General features: G+C 47.1%; 19 protein-coding genes. 5 read left to right on the top strand and 14 right to left on the bottom strand.

Features of this window, described 5'->3' with window-relative positions; translation table 11 throughout:
• Positions 1-10: 10 nt before the first annotated feature.
• The 4 genes from MKY73_RS13335 to MKY73_RS13320 form a co-directional block, all read right to left on the bottom strand.
• Complete coding sequence (locus MKY73_RS13335) at positions 11-1234, bottom strand: VWA domain-containing protein (RefSeq protein WP_339307983.1); 1224 nt, start codon at positions 1232-1234, stop codon at positions 11-13.
• Positions 1219-3696 carry a DUF5682 family protein gene (locus MKY73_RS13330; RefSeq protein WP_339307981.1) on the bottom strand — a complete coding sequence of 826 codons (2478 nt, stop codon included), beginning with the start codon at positions 3694-3696 and terminating at the stop codon, positions 1219-1221. The genes MKY73_RS13335 and MKY73_RS13330 overlap by 16 nt, the downstream gene beginning before the upstream one ends.
• A complete protein-coding gene (locus tag MKY73_RS13325; protein ID WP_339307979.1) occupies positions 3684-4784 on the bottom strand; it encodes an AAA family ATPase in 1101 nt (366 codons plus the stop codon). The genes MKY73_RS13330 and MKY73_RS13325 overlap by 13 nt, the downstream gene beginning before the upstream one ends.
• 428 nt (positions 4785-5212) lie before the next feature.
• Entirely contained in the window at positions 5213-6190 is a 978-nt protein-coding gene (locus MKY73_RS13320; RefSeq protein ID WP_339308578.1) for an aldo/keto reductase, read from the bottom strand.
• 188 nt (positions 6191-6378) lie between these two features.
• Here MKY73_RS13320 and MKY73_RS13315 point away from each other — a divergent pair, with 188 nt between their 5' ends.
• The 4 genes from MKY73_RS13315 to MKY73_RS13300 all read left to right on the top strand — a co-directional run bounded on the left by MKY73_RS13315 (position 6379) and on the right by MKY73_RS13300 (position 9805).
• Positions 6379-7578, top strand: coding sequence for a cytochrome P450 (locus MKY73_RS13315; protein ID WP_339307978.1), 1200 nt, complete (start codon positions 6379-6381; stop codon positions 7576-7578).
• Between the two features lie 40 nt (positions 7579-7618).
• Complete coding sequence (locus tag MKY73_RS13310) at positions 7619-7966, top strand: ribosomal protein L7/L12 (RefSeq protein ID WP_339307977.1); 348 nt, start codon at positions 7619-7621, stop codon at positions 7964-7966.
• Positions 7967-8086: 120 nt separating this feature from the next.
• Positions 8087-8374, top strand: a complete 288-nt coding sequence (locus MKY73_RS13305; protein ID WP_339308576.1) for a metalloregulator ArsR/SmtB family transcription factor — start codon at positions 8087-8089, stop codon at positions 8372-8374.
• Positions 8375-8620: 246 nt separating this feature from the next.
• Positions 8621-9805: an MFS transporter gene (locus MKY73_RS13300; RefSeq protein WP_339307975.1), complete on the top strand. Its 1185-nt coding sequence runs from the start codon at positions 8621-8623 to the stop codon at positions 9803-9805.
• Between the two features lie 119 nt (positions 9806-9924).
• Here the strand turns inward: MKY73_RS13300 and MKY73_RS13295 are convergent, their stop codons facing one another.
• The 9 genes from MKY73_RS13295 to MKY73_RS13255 all read right to left on the bottom strand — a co-directional run bounded on the left by MKY73_RS13295 (position 9925) and on the right by MKY73_RS13255 (position 20898).
• Positions 9925-10680: an SDR family NAD(P)-dependent oxidoreductase gene (locus MKY73_RS13295; RefSeq protein WP_339307973.1), complete on the bottom strand. Its 756-nt coding sequence runs from the start codon at positions 10678-10680 to the stop codon at positions 9925-9927.
• Positions 10681-11002: 322 nt separating this feature from the next.
• Positions 11003-12730 (bottom strand): ubiquinone-dependent pyruvate dehydrogenase, encoded by a 1728-nt coding sequence (gene poxB, locus MKY73_RS13290; RefSeq protein ID WP_339307972.1) that lies wholly within the window; start codon positions 12728-12730, stop codon positions 11003-11005.
• Positions 12731-13220: 490 nt separating this feature from the next.
• Positions 13221-13982 (bottom strand): SDR family oxidoreductase, encoded by a 762-nt coding sequence (locus MKY73_RS13285; protein ID WP_339307971.1) that lies wholly within the window; start codon positions 13980-13982, stop codon positions 13221-13223.
• A 150-nt stretch (positions 13983-14132) separates the two neighbouring features.
• Positions 14133-14438: a Dabb family protein gene (locus tag MKY73_RS13280; protein ID WP_339307970.1), complete on the bottom strand. Its 306-nt coding sequence runs from the start codon at positions 14436-14438 to the stop codon at positions 14133-14135.
• Between the two features lie 150 nt (positions 14439-14588).
• Positions 14589-14840: a type B 50S ribosomal protein L31 gene (locus MKY73_RS13275; protein ID WP_278294759.1), complete on the bottom strand. Its 252-nt coding sequence runs from the start codon at positions 14838-14840 to the stop codon at positions 14589-14591.
• 144 nt (positions 14841-14984) lie between these two features.
• Positions 14985-15251 (bottom strand): HPr family phosphocarrier protein, encoded by a 267-nt coding sequence (locus MKY73_RS13270; protein WP_026081056.1) that lies wholly within the window; start codon positions 15249-15251, stop codon positions 14985-14987.
• A 165-nt stretch (positions 15252-15416) separates the two neighbouring features.
• Complete coding sequence (locus MKY73_RS13265; protein WP_339307969.1) at positions 15417-16484, bottom strand: NAD(P)-dependent alcohol dehydrogenase; 1068 nt, start codon at positions 16482-16484, stop codon at positions 15417-15419.
• Between the two features lie 86 nt (positions 16485-16570).
• Complete coding sequence (locus MKY73_RS13260) at positions 16571-18712, bottom strand: alpha-glucuronidase family glycosyl hydrolase (protein ID WP_339307968.1); 2142 nt, start codon at positions 18710-18712, stop codon at positions 16571-16573.
• Positions 18709-20898, bottom strand: coding sequence for a glycoside hydrolase family 52 protein (locus tag MKY73_RS13255; protein ID WP_339307967.1), 2190 nt, complete (start codon positions 20896-20898; stop codon positions 18709-18711). Before MKY73_RS13255 ends, MKY73_RS13260 begins: the two co-directional genes overlap by 4 nt.
• 219 nt (positions 20899-21117) lie before the next feature.
• Here MKY73_RS13255 and MKY73_RS13250 point away from each other — a divergent pair, with 219 nt between their 5' ends.
• Positions 21118-22029 (top strand): AraC family transcriptional regulator, encoded by a 912-nt coding sequence (locus MKY73_RS13250; protein ID WP_339307966.1) that lies wholly within the window; start codon positions 21118-21120, stop codon positions 22027-22029.
• Positions 22030-22059: 30 nt separating this feature from the next.
• Here the strand turns inward: MKY73_RS13250 and MKY73_RS13245 are convergent, their stop codons facing one another.
• A complete protein-coding gene (locus MKY73_RS13245; protein ID WP_339307964.1) occupies positions 22060-23463 on the bottom strand; it encodes an aldehyde dehydrogenase in 1404 nt (467 codons plus the stop codon).
• Positions 23464-23482 lie beyond the last annotated feature (19 nt).

Below are 23482 nucleotides of genomic sequence, written 5' to 3'. Positions count from 1 at the left end.
CTCCTTGAATTTAAGTGATGATCTCGCCAATCCAATCCGCAAGCTCGTTTGGGGTAATTGCTGCTACATGTGCGCCCATATTGGTCAACGTCTGTGCTGCATGTTGGTTATAGACTGAATCTCCGTTAAAATCGAGCGCAGTGAGAACCAGCAATTTGCAGCCCGCGTCGATGATATCTTTACAGGCTTTGTACATCTGCGCGATTGGGTAGCCTTCCTCCAGGTCACTGACCAGAATAAAGATCGTTTTGCCTGGATTATCGATCAGCGTCTCGCCATAACGCAACGCTTTGGTAATATGTGTCCCCCCACCGAGCTGTACATTCATAAGCACGTCTACGGGGTCTTCCAGCCTGTCGCTCAGGTCAACCACCTGTGTATCAAAAATGAATAATTTCGTGCGCAGCGCATTCAAGCGATAGAAGATGCTGGCCATCACCGAACTGTAGATAACTGAATCCAGCATACTGCCACTTTCATCCACCCCAATAATGATGTTCCACTTGTTATAAGGTTGTATATTCCCGTCGAAATAGAGGCGATCAATCACAAATCTGCGCTTATTTTTATTATAATTTTTCAAATTTTTGGTGATGGTTCTTTTGAAATTCAGATTGCGCAAGGATCGTACTGAACTCGAAGTATAACGACTGCGCTTACCCATGATACTGGCTCGAGTCTGAGATTCCAGCTTGCTGCGGAGTTCTTCAACCACCGTTCGCACGATCTCTTTGGCGCTCTTCAAGACCTCACCTTTCATCCGTCCTTTGAACTGCATAATGTTCTTGAGCAGATTCATATTGGGTTCAAGGGATTCAAGCAGCTTTTTGTCTGTTAACAATTCAGTCAGTCCATAGCGGTCGAGTGCCTGCTTCTCCAATATTTCTACCGTTGATTTGGGGAATAGCTCCCTGACCTTGTGTAACCATTTCGGTACAGTCAGGTTAGACGCACCGCGTCCTCCCTCTTTTCGGTAACCTTGTTCTTCACCGTATTCACGGTTATAGAGATACCCCAGAATCTCATCCATTTCCGTATATTGAAATTCACTCGAAGTGTATTGATCTGTATTGCACAGCCCTTCCTCAGCCGATTCACCGAGAATCAGGCGCCAGCGATTTAACGTTTCAGCAGAAGGATGCTCGCCTCGTTTGCTTCCATCCAGATTGGAACTTTCATGGTTATCCCTGGATTCGCCAGCGCTCCGATTCGCTTCATTCATATTAGCTTCCATGCGGCAAACTCCTTTCGAAGCGCTTCGTCCCATGCTTTGGACTGGATCAGCATCTGTTCATCAACCGCAGGTCTTGACATCTCCTCTGGTTCAACCTGATGCAGACTTGCCACCCGTTCAGCAATCAAGCCTGTTTCCATTGGTGTAAAGTACGTGAATGCCAGCCGCAATTCCGGTACCATGCTGATGAAGTCGTCGTATGACAGCTTTTCAATCAACACATTCAACTCGGATAAGAGCTGATCTTCATATAGAAAAGCATCACGTGCTACCGTAAATACACCCTGTAAAAAAAGTGCCGTTTGACGGGTCTGATCCGGTGTGCCATGGATATACCCGCGAGCACGATCAACAATCTCATCCCTTGGCCTGTCACCGAGCCCTGAGGAAATAGCCACACACACACCCTCCAATTGAGCCGGAAGCTGATGATCGGACAGAAGCTCATTCAGATGGATTCGGAATGTCTCATCCCGAAAATACGACTCAGATGACTCCGCGAGCATGGCTAACAGCTTCAATCCCTGAATAATGGCTTCATGTTCATCCGGATTGGCTCTGGAGAGCTGCAGCAGCTTGTCCACGGCGTTCCTATACGCTTCGGATACAAGGTCAGGGAGATGTTGCTCTTCCGATAGTCCCAGTAGCCTGCGGTGCTGGTGAATTCGGTTTAAGATCTGCAGGCTATTACATAAGGATAGGAAATTCCCGTCGGTTCTCAGCGCCGAGCGCACCTGTTCATAGAGCTTCATTGCTGTGTCTTGAAGTCCCATGAGCAGTGCTTGAAGCATGAGTCGGGCAAGTTCACCGCTATGATGATCCGGGATCTCCTGCATCTGTTCTTCCATTTTGCGTGTAGCTGCTCCAGCAAGTGTTCCGCCATAGAGGGAGTTCTCTATCAATCTGGCCTCAATGCGGGAAGAGTACATATAAACCCAGGTTTCGCGAACCAAATTCATGTCACGCTCTGCGATCCAGTCCGGCCCCGATTGCCGTTTCGCAAATTCCGGAACCAGATAGGTGATGCATTGAATCAATTGGCTGATCTGACGATGCTCCGGTTTCGCATACAGATCCAGCACCTTCTTGTGTTGTCCTGTTGTGCGAATCTGCAATTTGTACTCTGTACAACGCGCCTTGAAATCCTCCACGATGGGGATACTGAATGAATTGGGAGCCACGCTGCCTATGGCGTCTCCTGTCAATAACTGCTGCAGCTCCTGCAACGGTTTATCGGTAGCCAAGGTAAGCTCCCCCTTCACAAAGGAAGAGAGTGCTGCATCCATCAACTCGTACACGCCGCCTTCGCTCTTACCCCGAAGACCGGCAAGTCCCTGAATCATACTGTACGCCTCAATCGCATCACTGGTTGATACATGTTCGTGACCATCCCGTAATTTGCACATCAGCCGAGATAACAAGTCCAGAGCCGTTAGATTGTATGGTTTACTCTTCTTGCGGAGCAGCTGGTTCCAGATCTGATCGTAATAATTCACATAAGGCATGCCGCTTACATATCCATTAAGCCGATCTGCTTCAGCAAAGGTATAGACCATCGGGTACATTTGCTGGTGAACCGTAGCTGGTTCAACAGCACTTTGTGGAGAACGTGGAAATGTACCGGTTTTACCTTGTTCATCTGAACATTGATCCGCCTGCTGTGTATCCATCTTCGGCTGGTTCAAGTCGGATTCATGTTTCTCCGGCTGTAAAAGTCCATACGTATGAAATCCACCGGTAATGACTAGCACACGGTCATGCTCAAGTACCGCTTGTTGAATACGTTGTCTCATATGTGCTTCTCTTGCCAGATCACCAGTAGACTGTAATCGTTCCGCGGAATAGCACATTCGGGAAAGTGTACAATACGTGAATACATCCTGTACGAATTCCGGGGTGGATTTTTCCAGACCACCAATCTCAAACACCTTTTCCCACAATTCATCAAAACTGCGACAGTTTGTTTTTTGGCACAATCGGTTGATAAATTCCGACCCTGCAAGCAAGGTTTCGTCTTGGATGGAGATCTCCTTTTGTTCTATCTGACCGGATTTGGATGCACGAGTGGAGAAATGTTGATAGTCCAGATCAATAAACTTCGCCGGAATCTCCAGTCGTTTTGCTTCTTTCAAAGCCACATATTCAGGCGAATAAAGAAGCATCGGATAATAGCAGGCTTCTCTCTCCAATTCGCTCTCATAGGTGTAGTACAGGCTGACAGGAGGTAAGGTTGCCTCATCACTCAGAACCGAAATGAATGGATTACCACTCTCTGGTCCTTCGATCAGGATGATATCCGGCTTGTACTCTTCGATTAAACGTAACAAGTGATATGAACATGCAGGACTATGGTGTCGTATGGGATAATAGACCGTAGGATTACTCAGGTTATACACCTGGGATTCAAACAAGGATTGCAACTGATCAACATCAGGGTCCAGTACTGCTGTTAACCGATCCATTTTCTCTCCTCATAATAGTCCTTCCACATTCCCTCTTCCCTGGAACGCTCTTTAACAACCTTGGAGAAGTAGGTTTTGAGAATGGACAGATCCTTGTCGTTTTCCTTTGCAATGGTCCCCAGCATGTTCTGCACCAACCGATCCAGCGCAATAGCTTTATCTTCGTAATAATAGGAAGTCATCGCACTCTGGACATAGACGGACACCGCTTCCGCCGTACTCATGGATGCTTGAGGTGTATCCAGCTTGTAGCCTTCACGTGTCATGCCGGTGCGCAGTTCCATAAATGTTGTAGCCAGCAATTCAACCACATCCGGGTTAATTTCAATATCAATTCCACTATGTAATAACAGGTTTCGTGCCTGGGATTCAATAATTTTGGCTTCCATCTTCACGTTATGAATGGGCTTGATCGTTTCAAAATTAAACCGCCGTTTCAAGGCACCGCTCATTTCGTTAACACCTTTATCCCGAATATTGGCTGTAGCAATAACGTTAAATCCCGGCTGAGCAAATAGTACACCGCCATCCAGTTCAGGAATGCTCATAACCTTGTCACTGAGAATACTGATCAGACTATCCTGCGCTTCAGCGGGACAACGTGTAATCTCTTCAAATCGGGTAAGAATGCCTTTCTTCATTCCGTTATATAACGGCGATGGTACAAGTGCAGCTTCCGAAGGGCCTTTATCCAGCAACATGGCGTAATTCCATGAATACTTGATCATGTCTTCCGTCGTACCCGCTGTACCTTGAATCGTGTTCAGACTCGTACCGGAGATCGCAGCCGTCAGAAGTTCACTAAGCATGGTCTTCGCTGTACCGGGTTCTCCCACGAGCATTAATCCCCGATTGCCTGCCAAAGTGACTACTGCGCGTTCAATCAGCACGTCGTTACCATAAAATTTGCGGGTAATCGGAATCTCTTCTCCATTTAATAACGCAGGCTTGTCCCTGCCAATAATAAAATCGCGCACATAGGCGGGAGATAACAGCCAGTTCGGGGGACGTTTCCCCTGATCCTCTTCTCGCAGTGCACGTAATTCAACTTCGTATAGTATCTCGGCGGGTGGTTTAAGCATCTCCATCGTCAAGGTGTCTCCTCTCACATAAACAGATCGTATGTTCTTATTCCTATCATTTTATCACAGCACTCCAGCATCTACCCGGTAAAACGATAAAAATGGTTGAAACGTCCTTCTTATCAGCACTCTTCCTAAGTCCATGGACATAGCCTCTAGCACAATTATGAAGGTGAAATATCCTTACAGTCGTGCCAAGATACTCGTTTCAGATCTGCAGAGCCTACTAATTACATATGCATTCGCATTGTAGGCCATATGGCCTTAGAATAATTACACTCCCCATATTGGATTTCAACCAAATGAGGACGAAAATTACAAAGAAGACACAGGTCAACAACCAATGCCTTCTTATACATTCATATTTCACCTGAATATTTCACCCGATATCTATTAATCTTGATCGTAAAGAATCGATATCTCCGATGTCCCTACTACATTCTACGCCCGCATGAAGCGGAATAAAGTTCGTACCACTCATAACGGGTAAGCTCGATCTGCGTTGCATCACGACAGGCCAGAATACGTTCTGGTCGAATCGAACCAATGACAGGCTGAATCCCTGCTGGATGCTTCATTAACCAAGCCAGTACAATAGACTCCGGCGTTACCCCACGCTCCTTGGCCATTCGATCAACCAATTGAGCCGTATGCTCAATCTCCGGGCGTTGCCCTTCGACGATCCTGCCCGTAAATCGCCCTTGGGCAAGTGGCCCCCATGCCTGTAGTTGAATATGTTCTGCCTGACAATATTCCATCGTGCCATAGGGAAATACGTTGTCTCTGGCTTGGGGCCGATTCACCGTCACACCAGCTTCTACGAATCCGATTTTGTCCAGACTCATCTCCAGTTGGTTCACTATCAGGGGTACTTTACTATGAAGCTGAAGAAGGCGAATCTGTTCAGAACCCATATTGGACACGCCAAAATGGCGTACTTTACCGGAATGATGCAGATCAGCCAGTGCTTCTCCAATCTCTTGTGGATGGGCGAGTGGATCAGGGCGGTGTAACAGCAAAATATCCAGATATTCGATCCCGAGCCGTTCCAGAATACCGTCTACACTCGTCAGGATGTGTGCACCTGAGGTGTCATAACGCTGCGGTCCTTCATCATCGCCCACAAGACGGATACCACATTTCGACTGTATGATGATCTGTTCACGCAAGCCAGAAGTTTCGGATAAAACTCGTCCCAATACATGCTCTGCCTTACCACGTGTGTATATATCCGCCAGGTCAAAATGGTTAATGCCTATTTCGATTGCAGCTTCTACTGCCCGATGACCTTCCACGACAAGATCAGAAGTAATGGGAAGACCATCCCATTCACCCCCAAATCGCATACAGCCAAGTACCATTCGACTTGCCGGAATCTGGTGGTGATGCAAAGGAAGTTGTGCGTAGGACATGTCAGCGTTCACCTCTTTTTTAATTTTACCAAGCATGGGTACTGATCCTCTCTACCATGACTTCTTCCATCTTCCTCTATTTTCCTGCTCAATCATCCAGATGAACTAAAAACAAGGTTTCAAAGCTTACGTATTGAATATATAGAAGGTGCAGGTATTAAGCAGGAAAATGAGAGGAGATTTTGCATTTGAAACCGAATGAACCGAACGAATCCTCAAGGCCAGCGTTTTTTACCAAAGAATTCACGCATAACCCTTACCCAGTGTATGAAAAGTTAAGAAAAGATGAGCCCGTTTTCAGAGTCATGTTCCCACATGGAGAATTTGGCTGGATTATTACCCGTTACGAGGATGCAGTCCAGATTCTGAAAGATCCTCGCTTCAGCAAAGACATGGTCCGACGTTACGGCCCTGACAATCAAAGCATTTTCTCAAATAATATGTTGTTCTCCGATCCGCCAGATCATAAACGTCTTCGCGGACTGGTGCAGAAAGCGTTCACGCCCAAACTGGTCGCAAACATGCGAAGCCATATTCAGGACATTGCTGATGATCTGCTGGACAACCTCCCGTCACAGGAAAAAATGAATCTAATCGATGACTTCGCCTTCCCGCTTCCCATCATTGTTATTAGTGAAATTCTGGGGGTCCCTGCCGAGGATCGTGATCAATTCCGCATATGGTCCAATACGGTAATTGATGCCTCCACAGCCGAGAGTGCCGAGCTGTTTGAGCAGCATTCCAGGGAGTTTACGGATTACCTTACGGCCTGGTTCGCCAAAGTACGTCAAGACCCGGGCACAGATCTGATCAGCCAGCTCGTCATTGCAGAAGAATCAGGGCAGCAGTTAACTGAACAAGAACTGCTTGGCGTGGTCTCTTTATTAATCATTGCCGGTCATGAAACCACTGTTAATCTCATCGGCAACGGCATTCTCGCCCTGCTGGAGCATCCGGAGCAACGTGAACTGCTGATCAAGCAACCCGAGCTTATTCACAATGCCATTGAAGAAATGCTGCGTTATAACGGACCGGTGGAGTTCAGTACATCCCGTTGGGCTCTAGAAGATATTGAATTTCGTGGACAGCATATTGCTCAAGGTGAACTTGTCATCGTTGCGCTTGATTCCGCCAACCGGGACGAACAGCATTTTAAAGATGCTGATATCTTCGACATTACCCGCGAAAAAAGTTCACACCTGGCTTTTGGCAAAGGCATTCATCTCTGCCTCGGAGCCCCGCTTGCTCGTCTGGAAGGTGAGATTGCAGTCAGCACACTTCTGAATCGTTTTCCAAATATGCAGCTTCAGGCAGATGTGAATGAACTGGAATGGAGACCTGGCATGATTGTTCGTGGTGTCAAGGAAATCCCGGTTCAACTTAAATAATGGCTAATAAGGAATACATGAAAGCGAGGCACATGACATCATGGAAATGAACACCTTGGTATGGATCGTTCTGTCGCTTCTGATCCTGGTATTATTGGTCAGAGTCAGCAGCCTGCAACGCCAATTGAATGAATTGAAAAGAGATGTGGAGCGTCTGGAGAATGGTTCAACCGCAATCGCCAGCCCACGCTCCGACTACAATTACACCTTGTCGCCGAAGGAAGCATCTGCTTCACACACAAGCCCACCGGGTCAAACTGATCTGGATTTGGAGCTGCTTGCACTTATACAACAAGGGAAAAAAATTATGGCGATCAAACGACTGCGCGAGGCCAGAGGTCTTTCGTTGAAGGAAGCCAAAGACTATGTTGATTCCCTGGAACGGTAATATACAACTCACATCACTCTCGGGGGAAGAATCTTCGTCCGAGAGTTTACTTTTTAAAGGGCATATGATACTGTATTTCTATATTACTAGAAATAAGAAATAAAGACGAAAGGACGGATGATGATGCAACCAAACCCAAATGAACTTGAACAAGTGGTCAAAATTCATAAAGCACTGGGTGAGCATACACGCTATAAAATCATTCAGATTCTATCGGGCGAAAGCAACCTGTGTCCTGCCGATCTGGAGAGTCGCCTTGTTACCGTTGCCCTATCAACTCTGTCTCATCACCTGAAACAGCTGTCCGATTGCGGCTTGCTCACATCGCAGAAGAAAGGTACGTATATCTACTACAGTCTGAACACGGAGACCGCACAGAAGTTTGTTCCCTATTTGCTAAATAAATAAAAAAATTTAAGTTATATTTCTATATAATTAGAAATATAAAAACAGTGAACAATTATCATTGTAGAATGAGGTCACATAAGTTTACGCTTAAGCCAATCTTCATGATCTCAATTGTTACATCACCATTCGCAGATGGGTTACATTTCACATATGATTTGCATTCACAGATTCATGCCTTGTTCTCTCGTCTTTATTTCTATATTTCTAGAATTATAATAATTATAAACGAAAAGAGGTTATGTTTCCATGTCTTCTACGCTCAAAATTTATGTTCTTGCCTTGGTCAGTTTCCTTGTAGGAACGTCCGAATATGTCATTGCCGGCATTTTGGATCGCATTGCAGATACCATGAATATCTCTTTGATCGCTGCCGGGCAGCTCATTACGATTTTTTCGCTCGTATATGCGCTTGGTACACCTGTCATTATTGCACTGACTTCGCGCTGGGATCGTCGCAGGCTGTTGCTGTACTTCCTTGGTCTGTTCGTTCTAGCTAATGTACTTGCTTATCTGTTGCCGGGCTATGGCCTGTTCGTCGCAGCACGTGTCTTGATGGCTCTGGGTGCAGGCGTCGTTGTTGTCACGGCGTTAACCGTTGCTTCCCAAATAGCTGCCGAGGGCAAACAAGCTAGCGCAATCGCTACAGTAATCACTGGCTTTACCGCTTCATTGATTGTTGGCGTCCCGCTCGGAAGGCTTGTGGCTGCATCTTGGGATTGGAAGCTTGTTTTTGCAGGCATAGCCGTTCTCGGCATTCTCTCCATGCTGGTTATTGCAGCCGCCATTCCGCCTTCCAAAGCGGAAGCGTCTGTTCCGCTGAAGAAACAACTGTCTCTGCTCAAACAGCCACGAATTGGTTTGGCACTGCTGGTGACATTTTTCTGGTTAGGTGGTTATTCCATTGCTTACACGTATATCTCACCTTATCTCGTAACCGTTGCAGGAATGAGCGAAGCACTACTCAGTTCAGCTTTACTGGCATTTGGCATAGCTAGTCTGATCGGTTCAAAAGTAGGAGGATTCAGTGCTGACAGATGGGGTGTCAAACGGACGTTGATCACCGGCATGACACTGCATATCGTGAGTCTGGTCCTGCTGAATATAACGGCAAGCTCTTATCTCGCTGTCTTGCTTGTTCTGATTTTGTGGTCTTTTGCCGCATGGTCTTCGGGTCCAACTCAGCAATATAACCTCGTGACGATGGCTCCCGAATCCTCAGGTATTATGCTTAGTCTGAATAGTTCGGTCATGCAATTAGCCATGGCCGCTGGAGCAGGTATTGGTGGTATCGCGGTCAGTAGTGTATCATTGTCATCCATTACCTGGATTGGGGCTGTCGGGGTCGTTGTGGCCATCATCATTGTTATTGGCTCGTATCGTTCATCATCTAATAAAAGTACACAAACTGATGCATCACACAACGTTGCCTGATATGGATTCGCAGTACCATTCGTAGTATAAAAGAGGAATCAAAAAGAGAGGCACTGTACACATACAGTGACCTCTCTTTGACCATCTTAACGACTATTTATTGCCGATAAGCTTAACGCTTATTGGGCTGTAACTGCACCATCGATCGGATATACTGCACCATTGATATACGGCGCTTCATCTCCCAGAAGGAAGGAAACCAGGTTCGCGATCTCTTCCGGTCTGCCAAGGCGTCCAGATGGAATGCTATCCACCGTTGCTTTGAACACTTCAGGGTTATCTTTACCAAACTGAACAACCATCGGTGTCTCAATCGTGCCTGGCGCAATCGCGTTCACACGAATATTGTCCTTGCCATATTCAATTGCAGCTGTACGGGTCAAGCCGACCACGCCATGTTTGGTTGCTGCGTAGGGTGCAACCGCAAGTACACCAACAATACCGGCTGTAGAGGCTGTGTTCAGAATGGAACCCCCACCTGTCTTGAGCATTTCCGTAATCACATACTTCAACCCGTAGAACACACTTCTCAGGTTAATATCAATAATCTGGTCAAACTGCTCGATCGTATGTTCAATCAGCTTGATCCCAGGACCCGCAATACCTGCATTATTAAAGAACATGTCGATTCGTCCGAACTCTTCGACTGCTTTTTTTACATAATTCTCAACTTCAGGTGCTTTACTCACATCTGCTTGTACAAAAATAGCTTTACTTCCCAGCTTCTCAATCTGCTTAACCGTTTCACGACCTGTCTCTTCGACAAGATCCACAACGACAATGGATGCGCCCTTCTCAGCCAGCTTTAGCGCTGCTGCTTGGCCCAATCCACTTCCTGCTCCAGTGATAATGGCTACTTTTCCTGCGTGACTCATGTTGATCTCCTCCATGTGTGTGTGTCATCTTGTGATTGGATCGATGAAACCGATATGAAACGTACGTACATGCAATGATGCAATATGTAGGTCAAAAATGGCATAAAACCTTCCTGACTTTACCTATTCTAATAGACTTTCGACATAAAAACAAATCATATAATATGTATCCATACTATATGACATGTCACATTTTCATCATTTCATGGAAGGAGCACGCAACTAGAATGTCTTGTTGCATGCTCTCTTTATTACATAAATAACCCTATTAAAGTTAGTGATTCCACACCTTCAAACGTGCATATCCACTTTAACGTAGCGCCTATCTCAACAAATTGGTTTTTGCCAATTCAATGATCTCGTCACCGCGTCCGTTCAGCACGGCTTTCATCATCCATAAGGTGAATCCTTCCGCCTGTTTGAACTCAATCTTCGGTGGTAAGGACAATTCCTGACGGTTCACCACCACATCAATCAGTACAGGACCATCATGCTGAAGTGCACGCTGTAGAGCCCCTTCCAGTTCACCCGGGTCCTCAACCCGAATGCCTTCCATGCCCATCGCCTGAGCAACCATCGCAAAGTTGGGATTGACAAGCTCTGTTCCCGATTCGAGGAATCCGGCAGCCTTCATCTCCAGCTCAACAAAACCAAGGGCTCCATTATTAAACACCACAACCTTGATCGGCAGATTATGCTGTTTCAATGTCAACAGATCACCCATCAGCATCGTAATACCACCATCACCCGACAACGAGATGACTTGTCTGCCGGGATCAGCAACCTGGGCACCAATCGCTTGTGGCAAGGCATTCGCCATCGTACCGTGACTGAATGAACCGAGCAGTCTGCGGTTGCGGCTCATCTCAATATAACGGGCCGCCCATACTGTCGGTGTACCGACATCACATGTGAAGATGGCATTTTCTGCGGCGGCATTACTAATGACCTTGGTCAGGTACTGCGGATGGATGGGCTTTTTACCCGGTTTTCCAACGGCCAGCTCGTCCAGTTCTTTACGTACTTTCACATAACGATCCACACTTTTACGCAAATGTTTGTCACTGTGTTCTTCTGTTAGATATGGAAGCAAGGTTTCAATGGTCGATTTTACATCCCCACACACGCCGTAATCCAGCTTCGTACGACGGCCGAGATGGGAAGATTGTATGTCGACCTGAAGTACTTTTGCATCTTCGGGATAGAATTGACGATATGGGAAATCCGTTCCCAGCATCAATAATACATCACAGTCCATCATGGCATGATAACCGGATGAATACCCGATTAGGCCGGTAAGGCCGACGGAATAGGGGTTGTCATACTCCAAATATTCCTTGCCTCTTAACGCAATAACCATGGGGGATTTCAACCGATCACAGAGCTGCATCAGGGGTTCCCGAGCGCCCGCGCAGCCTGCACCGCACAACAATGTAATTTTTTTGCCTTGATTCAGATATTCCGCCAATTTCACGAGTTCCGGCTCAGAAGGATGGACCACAGGATGGGTCGCGTGATATACATGCTCTGGCACAGGCAGGTCCGCCGCATCCAGTCCAGCTACATCCCCCGGCAATACAACGACAGATACACCTGAACGTGCGACTGCTGTCTGTATCGCCATCGTAAGGGAACGTGGCATCTGTTTTGCTGTTGTAATCACTTCACAATAATCGCTGCATTCCTGAAACAGATACTCCGGATGAGTCGCCTGAAAATATTCGCTACCAATCTCGTCACTTGGGATATGTGCAGCGATGGCGAGTACAGGCACACGATTGCGATGACAATCGTACAGACCGTTAATCAGATGCATGTTACCCGGACCGCTGCTACCTGCGCAGACAGCGATACTTCCACTGACCTCAGCGTCTGCCCCGGCAGCAAAAGCAGCCACTTCCTCATGCCGCACATGAATCCACTCGATCTTGCCTGAACGACGGATGGAGTCAAGCACCGCATTCAAAGAGTCTCCAACAATGCCATATATTCGTTTGATGCCAGCGTTCAATAAAGATTCAACCAGAACGTCCGCGACTGTTTTTTTCATAAGTGATGGGTCTCCTTTGATAGCTCATTTTGATTATGTTTCCACTCTGTTAATATACCTATTCTTATACCCCAATCTTCTGAAATCCGAACCAAATCATATGTATATCTGGATATATGAAAAGTTATGCGCCTTAAGACTGTTATTTCGTCGTTAGCAAAATGCAAAAAAATGTGACTGTCTCAAAAGGAATTCGACTTCGGTCCAATGGCTAACGAACCTAACGCACCTTAAAAGGCAGACCATCAACGGTTGCAAGATTTAACGAACCTCAGTAACGCTATTTCGTCATACAAGGGCTTCAAAACCTAAAAAATCAAGTGAATCGACGAAATTGCCTCTCTTTGATTCGTGTGATCGCAGATCTCGGCAAATGGGGGCGAATAACGTGTGTCAGGTTCATTACAACAAAAAACACAGCAAAGAGGATGTCCCCGTCATATTCATGACTTATGGGACACCCTCATTAAGGTTGAACTCTTATTCGTATTTAGATGGCAGGCATCACATTTCCACCACTTACCGGGATATAGGCACCTGTGATAAATGAGGACAGATCCGAAGCGAGAAAAGCAACTGCATTGGCAATTTCCTGATCTTCACCCCTGCGCTTCAGTGGCACGGTACGCGTGTATGCTTCATCGTGTCCAGGCTCACTGGAGCGATCACGTTCACTAATTGTCCATCCAGGTGCAACCTGGTTTACGGTAATCTGATACTCGCCAACCTCCTTGGCCAGCACGCGATATACGCCATCCATTCCACGCTTACCAGCAGTGTAGGCCGATTGGTGAGCGAAGTTTTGCATCGCACATTCGGTATTAATGCCAATAAAGCGACCTGCTTTGACGTTTTGCATATGTGGGATGAAAGCTTTGGCAAGATACACACTCTGCATAACACAGGACTCGAACTGACTCAAATAATCTTCAGGAGACTGTTCCAACACCGTCGTCCATTCATATTGAATGACCGCATTGGCAACGACGATATCCACTCCGCCGAGGACAGGCTGAATTTCATCACGAATCCGAAATGCCGTATCCTGCTTCGTCATATCTCCCTGTACAATTACAGCCTTACGACCAAGTGCTTCAATCTCACCCTGGAGCTCCCGAGCTTTGGTATCATTATTGATGTAATGTAAAGCCAGATTGGCGCCACAGTTGGCCAACGTGCGTGCGATGACTCTCCCCAGTTGTCCGGTTGCGCCTGTAACAAGAGCCGTTTTACCTGTGAGATCCAATTGCATAACAGCGAAAACCTCCTTTAATTTATTTTTCGAAAACGGTTTCGAAAAAGGTTGTATTCTCTCTACAATTACGCATTATGAAGAGAAGAATACAGCATTGTACAATGCTGTATATGGTAAGTCAGCTTTCTTCCCTATATGTAGAGAATATTAATGATTATGCTGGATCAGATCAATTTCCTGGAAGCGACTGACTTCCTTTTCCCAACGCTGTTCTACATATTGACGGTGAACCGGGTGATTGTTGTATGCATCATACGCAGCCTGATCCGCAAAGACCATCGAGAAGCTGTAGTCAAACTCATTCTTCTCACTTACCTGTCTCAGAACCCGAAATTGCTCTACCCCAGGAATGGCTGCCAATGCATCCGAACTTTCCTTCAAAAAGGCTTCTGCCTCCGGTGTATCTTTACCTGCGTATAGTGTAAACGTTACCATATGTGTGATGCTGCTCATCTCTATTTCCTCCTTCATATGTTCTTGCTCTGTTTTCTAGTTTACATCCGAATGTGTTGTAAGCGCAATAATTGGTTGAATTAATTTTTATTGAGACACAAAAAAACCTCAGGACGAATCCCGAGGTTTTCTTGTAATGTATGGACAAACTTATTTGTTGATGTTGTATTTACGGTTAAATTTATCAACACGACCACCGATATCCACGTTTCTTTGTTTACCAGTGAAGAACGGGTGGGATGCGGAGCTAGTGTCCACACGGATTACCGGGTAAGAGTTACCATCTTCCCATTCCATAGTTTCGTTAGAGGACTTCGTGGAAGAACTCAGGAATTTGTAATCAGCACTTGCATCGTAAAAAATTACGATTTGTGTCTTTGGATGGATGTCAACTTTTGGCATAATCTATTTACACTCCTTTAATATGGGTACTTCTTTAGAATCAAACTAAATTTTATTATACTCTTTTTTTGGACAAAGTACCAGCAGGATTTGAGGAATAGCCAAAAAAAATATGATATCTGTGATTTTGCAACTAATCAGGTGTTACGCCGTCCCTTTCTCCAGTACATTCAACATGTACTCCAAAGCCTCCAGTTCATCCCTGCCCCTTGTCTGTAATCTGACAACACTACCATATCGAATGGGAAGTAACGCCATTCCAAGCAGGCTTTTGACATCTACACGATGCTCATGCTCAGACTCCATATACGACAAAATAATATCCGAGGAAAAACGTGACGCTTGAGAAGATACCGACATCAGATCATCCCGATGAAAATCAGCGTGAATCATAAATTCATGTACTCTCACAACCTTCAGTTCCTTTCGCTAAGTACTTATTCACCGTTATGGTGTGTATCGTTTTATATATTAAAATCTTCATGAATTATACCATGTTATGGGAGCTTGACCCATACTTTTTTTGCAAAAAAACAAAAAAAGAGTCCTAAACTGCCGGACTCTTTCACGTTGTTCTTATCTGCCGTTCGGATATACCATGACCTTCAGACTGCCGCTCTTATTGTGTAATGCGCGCTCCATCGCCTGCTGTGTCTCTTCGAGTGAATAACGATCTGTAATCAGAGACATCACGTCATGCTGGCCAGAGCTCAGGAACTCAATCCCTGCCGGATACGTGTTGGCATAACGGAATATGCCATAGATATCAACTTCATTGTCCGCGATAAATGGAACATTGAGTGCGATCTCATCCTGTGCAGGCAGGCCCACAATTGCAAGTTTTCCTCCACGTCGAAGTGAATACAAAGCGGATTGCAGCGCCTTCGGATTGCCCGCTGTTTCCCATGCGGTATCGACACCCACACCACCTGTTAACTCGCGAATCACAGCCAGCGCATCTTCATTCCGCACATTAATGGCATGAGTGGCCCCCATGCGGCGAGCCGCTTCCAGCCTAACTTCTTCCAGATCCGTTACAATGATCTTCTCTACACCAAAAGATTTGGCAGCAGCCACGGCCATGAGTCCAACTGGACCCATGCCCATAATCGCCAGGGTTGTACCCGGAGCCAATTTGCTCCGGCGTGCAGCGTGAATCCCAACGGAGAATGGCTCGTTCATTACGGCTTCTTCATAAGACAGATGATCTGGAATCGGGAATACCATATCTTCACGCATCACCATGTATTGTACAAATGCGCCATCCACGGGAGGGGTCGCCAGAAATTGTACATCCGGACACAGGTTATAGCGACCTTCCTTGCATGCCGTGCAACGTCCGCAAGTCACCCCAGGCTCAATAGCAACCCGATCCCCTTTTTTCAGGCGTGATACGTTCGAGCCCACAGCAGCAATGATCCCGGCACACTCATGACCCAGAATGATCGGTTTTTCCACGACAAATCTGCCTATGCGCCCATGTTCGAAATAGTGCACATCCGAGCCACACACCCCGACAGCCATCACCTGGATTAACACCTCATCTGCTGCGGGCTGCGGAACGGGTTGTTCCTCAATGATAATGTGTCCTGGCTCTGTCATGACAGCGGCCTTCATGTTCTCGGGCAGTTGATGTTGTCCCATACGTATCTCCTCCTCAGGTATATCCATGCTGTCTATTCTACATCACATCAAAGAAAACAAGGTATCTTCCCTCTTCACATCACCAATCAATAGATTGTTCGACCTTGTTCATCCGCAATACCGCTCTTGCGATAGAAATACGTATTGATCATGTCCCGCCATTCCTTGGCATGTTCGGCCTGGTTATCCTGTAATGAAGCAACTTTGCTGAAAATGTCCGGGTCGATTTTGCCCTCCAGCTGTCTCCATGTCTCGGCTAACGCCTCCGCCTGCGCTACACCTTCAAAGTGGGTATCATAAATATGCTGAATGACCGTCTTGCCCGAATGCAGAACATGGGTATATGGCACGTGATGGAAAAATAAAATCAATTCATCCGGACAGGTGTCCAAGGACTCATAGCGATCCGCATTCTCAGGGTGATACTGTGAGGTGTATCCTGTACCGCTCTTCACGGTTCGATCTACACCAATGCCATGACAATCGGCAAAGTGATACGTTCCCCATTTGGAATACTCGTACCCATCTACATTCGGCCCATAATGATGCTCGGGATTAACCATCCAGCCCACACCGAGAGGCGCCGTGTAATTCTCATAGATATCTAGTGAAGTCAAAAGCATACCCGTAACCTGCCGTACAACTTCGTCTCCATGTCCAAATGTGAGTCTTACCCACTCATCGGCAATCTCTTCCGCGGACAGCTCCGGATTCCACGCCAGTCTTCCGTATCCATACAGATTCGCCTGCGCGAGTGGGTGTCCTGTCCAACAGGCATCGGCACCAATGTTGGAGACTGCCGCGAAGCCGCTGTGAGGTCGTTTATACAGAGAACCATCCGCGATTCTCTTGATCTCTGAACCTTTGCCTTTGGCGTAGGTGTCAAAGTCCAATACTTCTTTCCACTGGGGAACCAGATAACAGAGATGACGCTGTTGTCCGGTATACTCCTGTGTGATCTGAAATTCAATTACCTGATTCGTATGTTCCATAGCGCCGAACAGCGGGGATACCGCCTCCCTCACCTGAAAGTCCATCGGCCCGTTCTTGATCTGCAAAATGACATTTTCGGCAAAACGCCCATCCAGCGGGGTAAAGTGGTCATATGCTGCACGTGCACGGTCAGTGGAACGATCCCGCCAGTCCTGCTTGCAGTTATAGACGAAGCAACGCCAGATCACCAATCCACCGAATGGCCGAAGAGCTTCAGCGAGCATGTTTGCACCATCAGCATGGTCACGGTTATACGTGAACGGTCCCGGCCGATTCTCGGAGTCTGCCTTGATCAGGTAACCGCCAAAATCCGGAATGGCTGCGTACACCTTGGCCGTTTGAATGTTCCACCATTCCCGTACCTGCGCATCCAGCGGATCTGCCGTACGTAACCCACCAATCTCGATTGGACTCGCGTAGTTGGCGCTCAGGAACAATCGAATACCATACGCTCTGAATTCAGCAGCAACCTTCGCCACATCGCTAAGATAACGTTCCGTCAAAAACAAGCTCTCACGGCGGTGTACATTGACATTATTGATCGATATGGCATTGATGCCCGTCGAAGCAAGCAAACGTGCGTAGTCCCTGATGCGGTCCAAGTCTAGTGTGAATTCCCCGTTATCATAGAAAATGGAGTCTCCTGCGTAACCACGTTCAATGCTGCCGTCCACGTTATCCCACTGATTGATCATCCGTAGCGCATTGATAGGCTGCTCTGTAATGAAGCTCCATTTACTCACAGCGCCATCCGCCTCACTTGCACTTCCTTGATCCATTGTCAGTTCCCGAAGCAGATGGAATGCACCATACAATAATCCTTGGGGAGTCTCTGAACCAATGACCAGCACACCCTCGCTCTCACGAATGATGTACCCTTCTCCTTGAACAGCAGAACGCTCTGTCTCACTGAACGACGCAGCCACCGAATCGCTCCCTGTCCAAGTACCGATTCGTATGGCGGGAGCGGAATCGTGATTGTGCCGCTCACTTTGCTGAGCATCAGACAGCTGACTGACTGTCGGTTTCACGCCATACAGCTTCTCCAGTCCCCGTGAAAGTTCGGTCAGCGCTGTGGTGATTACTCCATGCTTCTCTTCCGCCAGTATCAGCTTGCTCCACGCCGGAGCCTTCTTACGGGCAATTCCATTCGCTTTTGGCAATTCGGAGTGATACCCTAGCCATGCATCATACTGTGGACCTGACAAAGCAGATTGAACGATAGATTGGTTCATTGTACCGCCTCCTTGGTAGCATAGATCTGTGCAAGGTGATTCCCTTTTCCTTCGAGTAGCCATAGAATCGACGTCACACCACGCGGATAGTACTTGCTGCCAACCGCTACACCAGACAGGATCTGGTCACTCCAACACCAGTACGATTCCTCCGGATGCAACAGCCAGTTGACATGAGCCGCGTCTGCTGCCTTGCCTGTCTCATTCCATTCCACATCCAGCAGCTCTCTAGCGATGAACTGGGACAGATAGATTTTGCTCAGCCACGAGTTATTGCTTGTTGAGGACAGTTTCCAGCCTCCATCTTCGAACAGGCATGTTCCTGGTACAAGAACCGTCTTCAGATGAGTTTGGAGTGCTTTCAGATAAGGTCCAAAACGACCATTGACATCCAATGCTGCTTCACAGCCTGTAAAGTAAGGGAATACAAGACCTTCAATCGCCGGAATGATTCGAGAATCATTATTTTCTGCAATAACAGCTGGAATGTAGCCGCCATCCGTCAACTGTGCAGCAATACTGGCTGCGCAGCGATCCGCCTGAAGCCCTGCTTGATGTGACAGATCCGCCAACTTCTCCGTTGCGAACAGCTTCTCCAATGCAACGTAGACCGCCCAACATTTACCGGCCAGATAGATATTATTGCGAGACTGACCCAGTGACACATCCAGGCTGTCGTAAGTTGTAATTTCCGCTCCACCTTGGGTACGGCTGCTATCGAGGCCCATCAGACCGTTACGCTGCTCCGCGATAGGATGGTCACGATTAAGCATACTTTCGAAGCAATTTTGGATAACAGGCAGCATGTTTTTCACAAATGCTTGATCCTGTGTCTGTTCAATGTATACTGTCGCGCAGCAGAGCCAGTTCACCAGTTCCTCGTGGCTCATCTGTGAAAAGCAGTCGTCAATGCCAACCAGCTCATATGCCGAGTGTCCGGGGCGTGAGAATACGTTGGCAACACCCATATCATGGGTAAAGGTAATTCCACCCGGATGTAACTTTTCTTCCCCCGGGAAACGAACCTGATCGGTATAACTGTATCGTTTGACAAACCACTCCAGCTCATTACGCACCGTCCATGGATTCAAGGCAAGCTCGAAGTACAACTGATCGGCCGTCAGATCAAGTGTGTTCATCATCCGATACTCCCCTTCGTTCACCACCCAGAGTGGCTCGCCATCGGCATCCAGCAATTGAGTACTGGCATAATAACTGTGAATGGAATGAGCAAGCATGAATGATTGATCTTCGGTCAAAGCAGCCGTTCCAAGTCGCTGTTCAACCTCTCCACAGGAAGCGGTCAACTCACTGAATCGTTGGAGTGCATACGCTCCTGCTGCCTGAATATCGGAGAAGTAGCGCGTATACCAATACGTTGTGTCCATTCCGGTTGTCACAATGCCCCCGCGATAGAAACATACGGCGAATTGATACGTACGTTTCTCTCCAGCCGGCACCTCCATCAGTAGTGCAGCGGTTGAGCCAAGTCCAAATGCCAGATTATCCCGATGTTTCTCCTGCAAGAGCTTCTCCAGCGTGAATCCGCGTGCTGGCCACAGTCCGTCATCTGCCGACATAATTGCGGTAAGTCGACCTTGTCCCACACCTGTGATGGAGCCGCCCTCAGGTCCCCCAATTAGACGCATTGCAGAGTACGGATCATTGCCCTGATAGCCAAAATAGGCTTTACGTGCTTGTTGACCTTGCGTATTGTCAATCGTCATCTCGACCAATACGGCAGGTACGAGTGTATCCATTAAGGCTTCACGTTCTCCACTCGTTGGATCAGGTACTGGACGTACAGGCGAGTAGATACGAAATGTCAGATCCCCTGCAGTCCATGTATCCGTACCTGAGGTGAATTCACGGGTAATCTCTTCATCACGAAAAGCCGCAATCAGAGGTTGCGGAACTTTGGACGCTGTGGTCAGCGCCGTGTCCCCATTTTCCAACTTCTCTACATCATAACGGCTGCTCTCATCCTCGGAAGCTTCATAAAAAGGAAGCGCCTGATAATTCTCTCCATCACGAGATTGTAATCCAATATATACATTCTGGTCTGCCGGTTTGCCGAGCTCAAGACCCAGCCCGCCTTTGGCTCCTTTGTATCCCAGTGTGAAACTCGCAAAAGCACCGATCGGTGCGTGATGTGCATTATAAAAGATGGATTTCGATGTGCTCACGAATCATAACCCCTCCCAAAATAGTTTGCATACGTTTTCATTAGCCCCATCCTAACACGTGGTTCCACCTCAGACCATGATCAAATCAATCTGATATTTACCCAAATCAAGCTGATAGACTATAATGGATTAAAGCGGTTACAAAAAAGTATTCCATTTGAGATAAGTGCGTAATCAAAAGCGCTTTTTTTGAACAATCTCTATAAAGGGGGATCTTCCATGTCGTCAACGTTCTTGCCTCCTGCTTTGGGAGAAAGTGTCCATGAAGTTTTTTATCCAGATGTGCAAACAACCGTCAATCTGTTCGCCATCCATTTACGAAGAGTTGATACGGACTGGGATTATCCGGCGCATGAGCACCCTCAATATGAACTGAATTATGTTACCGAAGGCGAGCAAAGGATGATGGTGAACGGTACCCTATATATTCAAAAGGCTGGCGAACTGCTCCTGATTCCACCGGGAAGCATTCATTCCAGTCAGAGCCATAACGGCAAGGGATTCACGTATTTTTGTATGCACTTTGATATTGATGATCAGTTGTTCCTATCGTTGTTGGCACGCATCAAGCAAATACGATTCAGCGCGGATAGTCCGGTTACACAGCAGATTGAGCCGGTTTTACACAAATTGATGTCATCTGCGGATGATGAAACTGCAAATACGATGGTGCAGCGTATGCAGTTGCAATCTGCGGTATTCGAATTATTTGGTCATCTGTGGGAGGCGGTCTCGCAAGAGGCAGCGCAATGGTTTACCGACAGACATGAAAAGATCGAACTCGCCCACCAGATTCGGAATCGACTGCAGGGCCTGATGAGTCAGCAATTCAAACAGGGACACGAATCGAGTGGTCACTATGGCATTGATGATATTGCAGCCGAGCTGGGTATCAGTTCTTCTCATTGTAATCGCGTGTTCAAGCAGGTATTCGGTCAGTCTCCCCGTGCTGTATTGTCCCAGTTGGTTTTGCATGAAGCGAAGCTACTTCTGGGCAATCCGAAGCTATCCGTTCAAAATATTGCCGTCATGCTTGGTTACAAGGATATTGCCCATTTCAGTCGTCAATTCAAGCGCTGGTCCGGCATGTCACCATCCCGTTACCGACAGGAAAAGCCTGCTCTGGAATAAGGTCCAGTAGCAGGCTTTCGTCTTTCTTATTTATTTCAACAAACGTTTAATCAGCTTCAGCTTGTTATCATACGGGGGATACAGAATCGGCAGATTCAGTTTGGTGCTTTTTTTCAGTACACTTTTGAGATGGGAGAACGTTTCGAAGCTGTACTTTCCATGATATGAACCAACACCGGAATGACCAACACCGCCAAATGGCAAACGCGGATTCGCAACATGTGTGATGGTATCGTTAATGCAGCCGCCTCCAAAAGAAACTTCACGCAACACCTTGTCCTGAATCCGTGTGTCGGAAGTAAACAGATACAAGGCGAGGGGTTTCGGCCGCTTTACGATCTCTACAATGGCGTCATCGAGCTTACGGTAGCTAATGATGGGCAGAATCGGTCCAAAAATCTCATCTTCCATCGTCGCTGCATCCCAAGATTCAGCATCAATTAATGTAGGTTCAATGAAACGGTCTTCCTCATCCGATGCGCCACCATATATCACTTTGGCCTGATCCCGTTCAATTAACGTCGTCAGACGTTTAAAATGACCCTTGTTCACGATTCGCCCATAGTCCTTGTTGTGCTGGATATCCGACCCAAAGAAGGACACGATCGCTGCTTTCATCTCTGTAATTAACGGTTCCTTCACGCGCTCATGCACGAGCAAATAATCGGGTGCGATACAGGTCTGTCCTGTATTGAGCAGTTTGCCCCAAATAATGCGCTGCGCAGCTACTTTGATATCCGCCTGTTCATCAACGATGACCGGACTCTTGCCTCCCAGTTCTAACGTAACGGGAACGAGATTTTTGGCAGCTGCCTCCATCACAATCTTGCCTACCGGTACACTGCCGGTAAAAAAAATATAGTCAAATGGCGCATTAATCAGCGCTGTCGTTGTGTCTTTGGCACCTTCAAGCACTTGTACGTATGCCGGTTCGAACACACTCGCAATCATTTCACGTACAACCGCGGACACCGTAGGTGTATTCTCTGACGCTTTGAGCACGGCTGTGTTACCTGCCGCAATCGCCCCTACCAATGGTTCGATTAAGAGTTGAAATGGATAATTGAACGGTCCGATGATCAGAACAGACCCATAGGGTTCAGGTATAATTACACTTTTGGACCCCAAGAGTGCCATTTGCGTTTTCACTTTAACGGGTTTCACCCATTTTTTCACTTTACGAATGGTGTGTGTGATGCTGTCCATCATAAATCCAATCTCGGTCGTGTAGGATTCGAATTCACTTTTGCCCAAATCCTGATATAGAGCTTCTGTCAGTCTGGTCTCATACTTTTGAATCGCCTGCTTGAGTTGGGTCAGACGGGCAATTCGAGCTTCTGCTGATCGTGTGGCCCCGGAATGAAAGAATTGTCGTTGGTGCTCCAAAATCAGTTCAACTTCCTGACTGGTTACTTCCTGCATAGTCGTTGTCATATATACATACTCCTCTGTT

The organism is Paenibacillus sp. FSL R5-0519 (assembly GCF_037974275.1).
GTDB lineage: Bacteria > Bacillota > Bacilli > Paenibacillales > Paenibacillaceae > Paenibacillus.
This window is presented reverse-complemented; position numbering and strand designations above follow the sequence as displayed.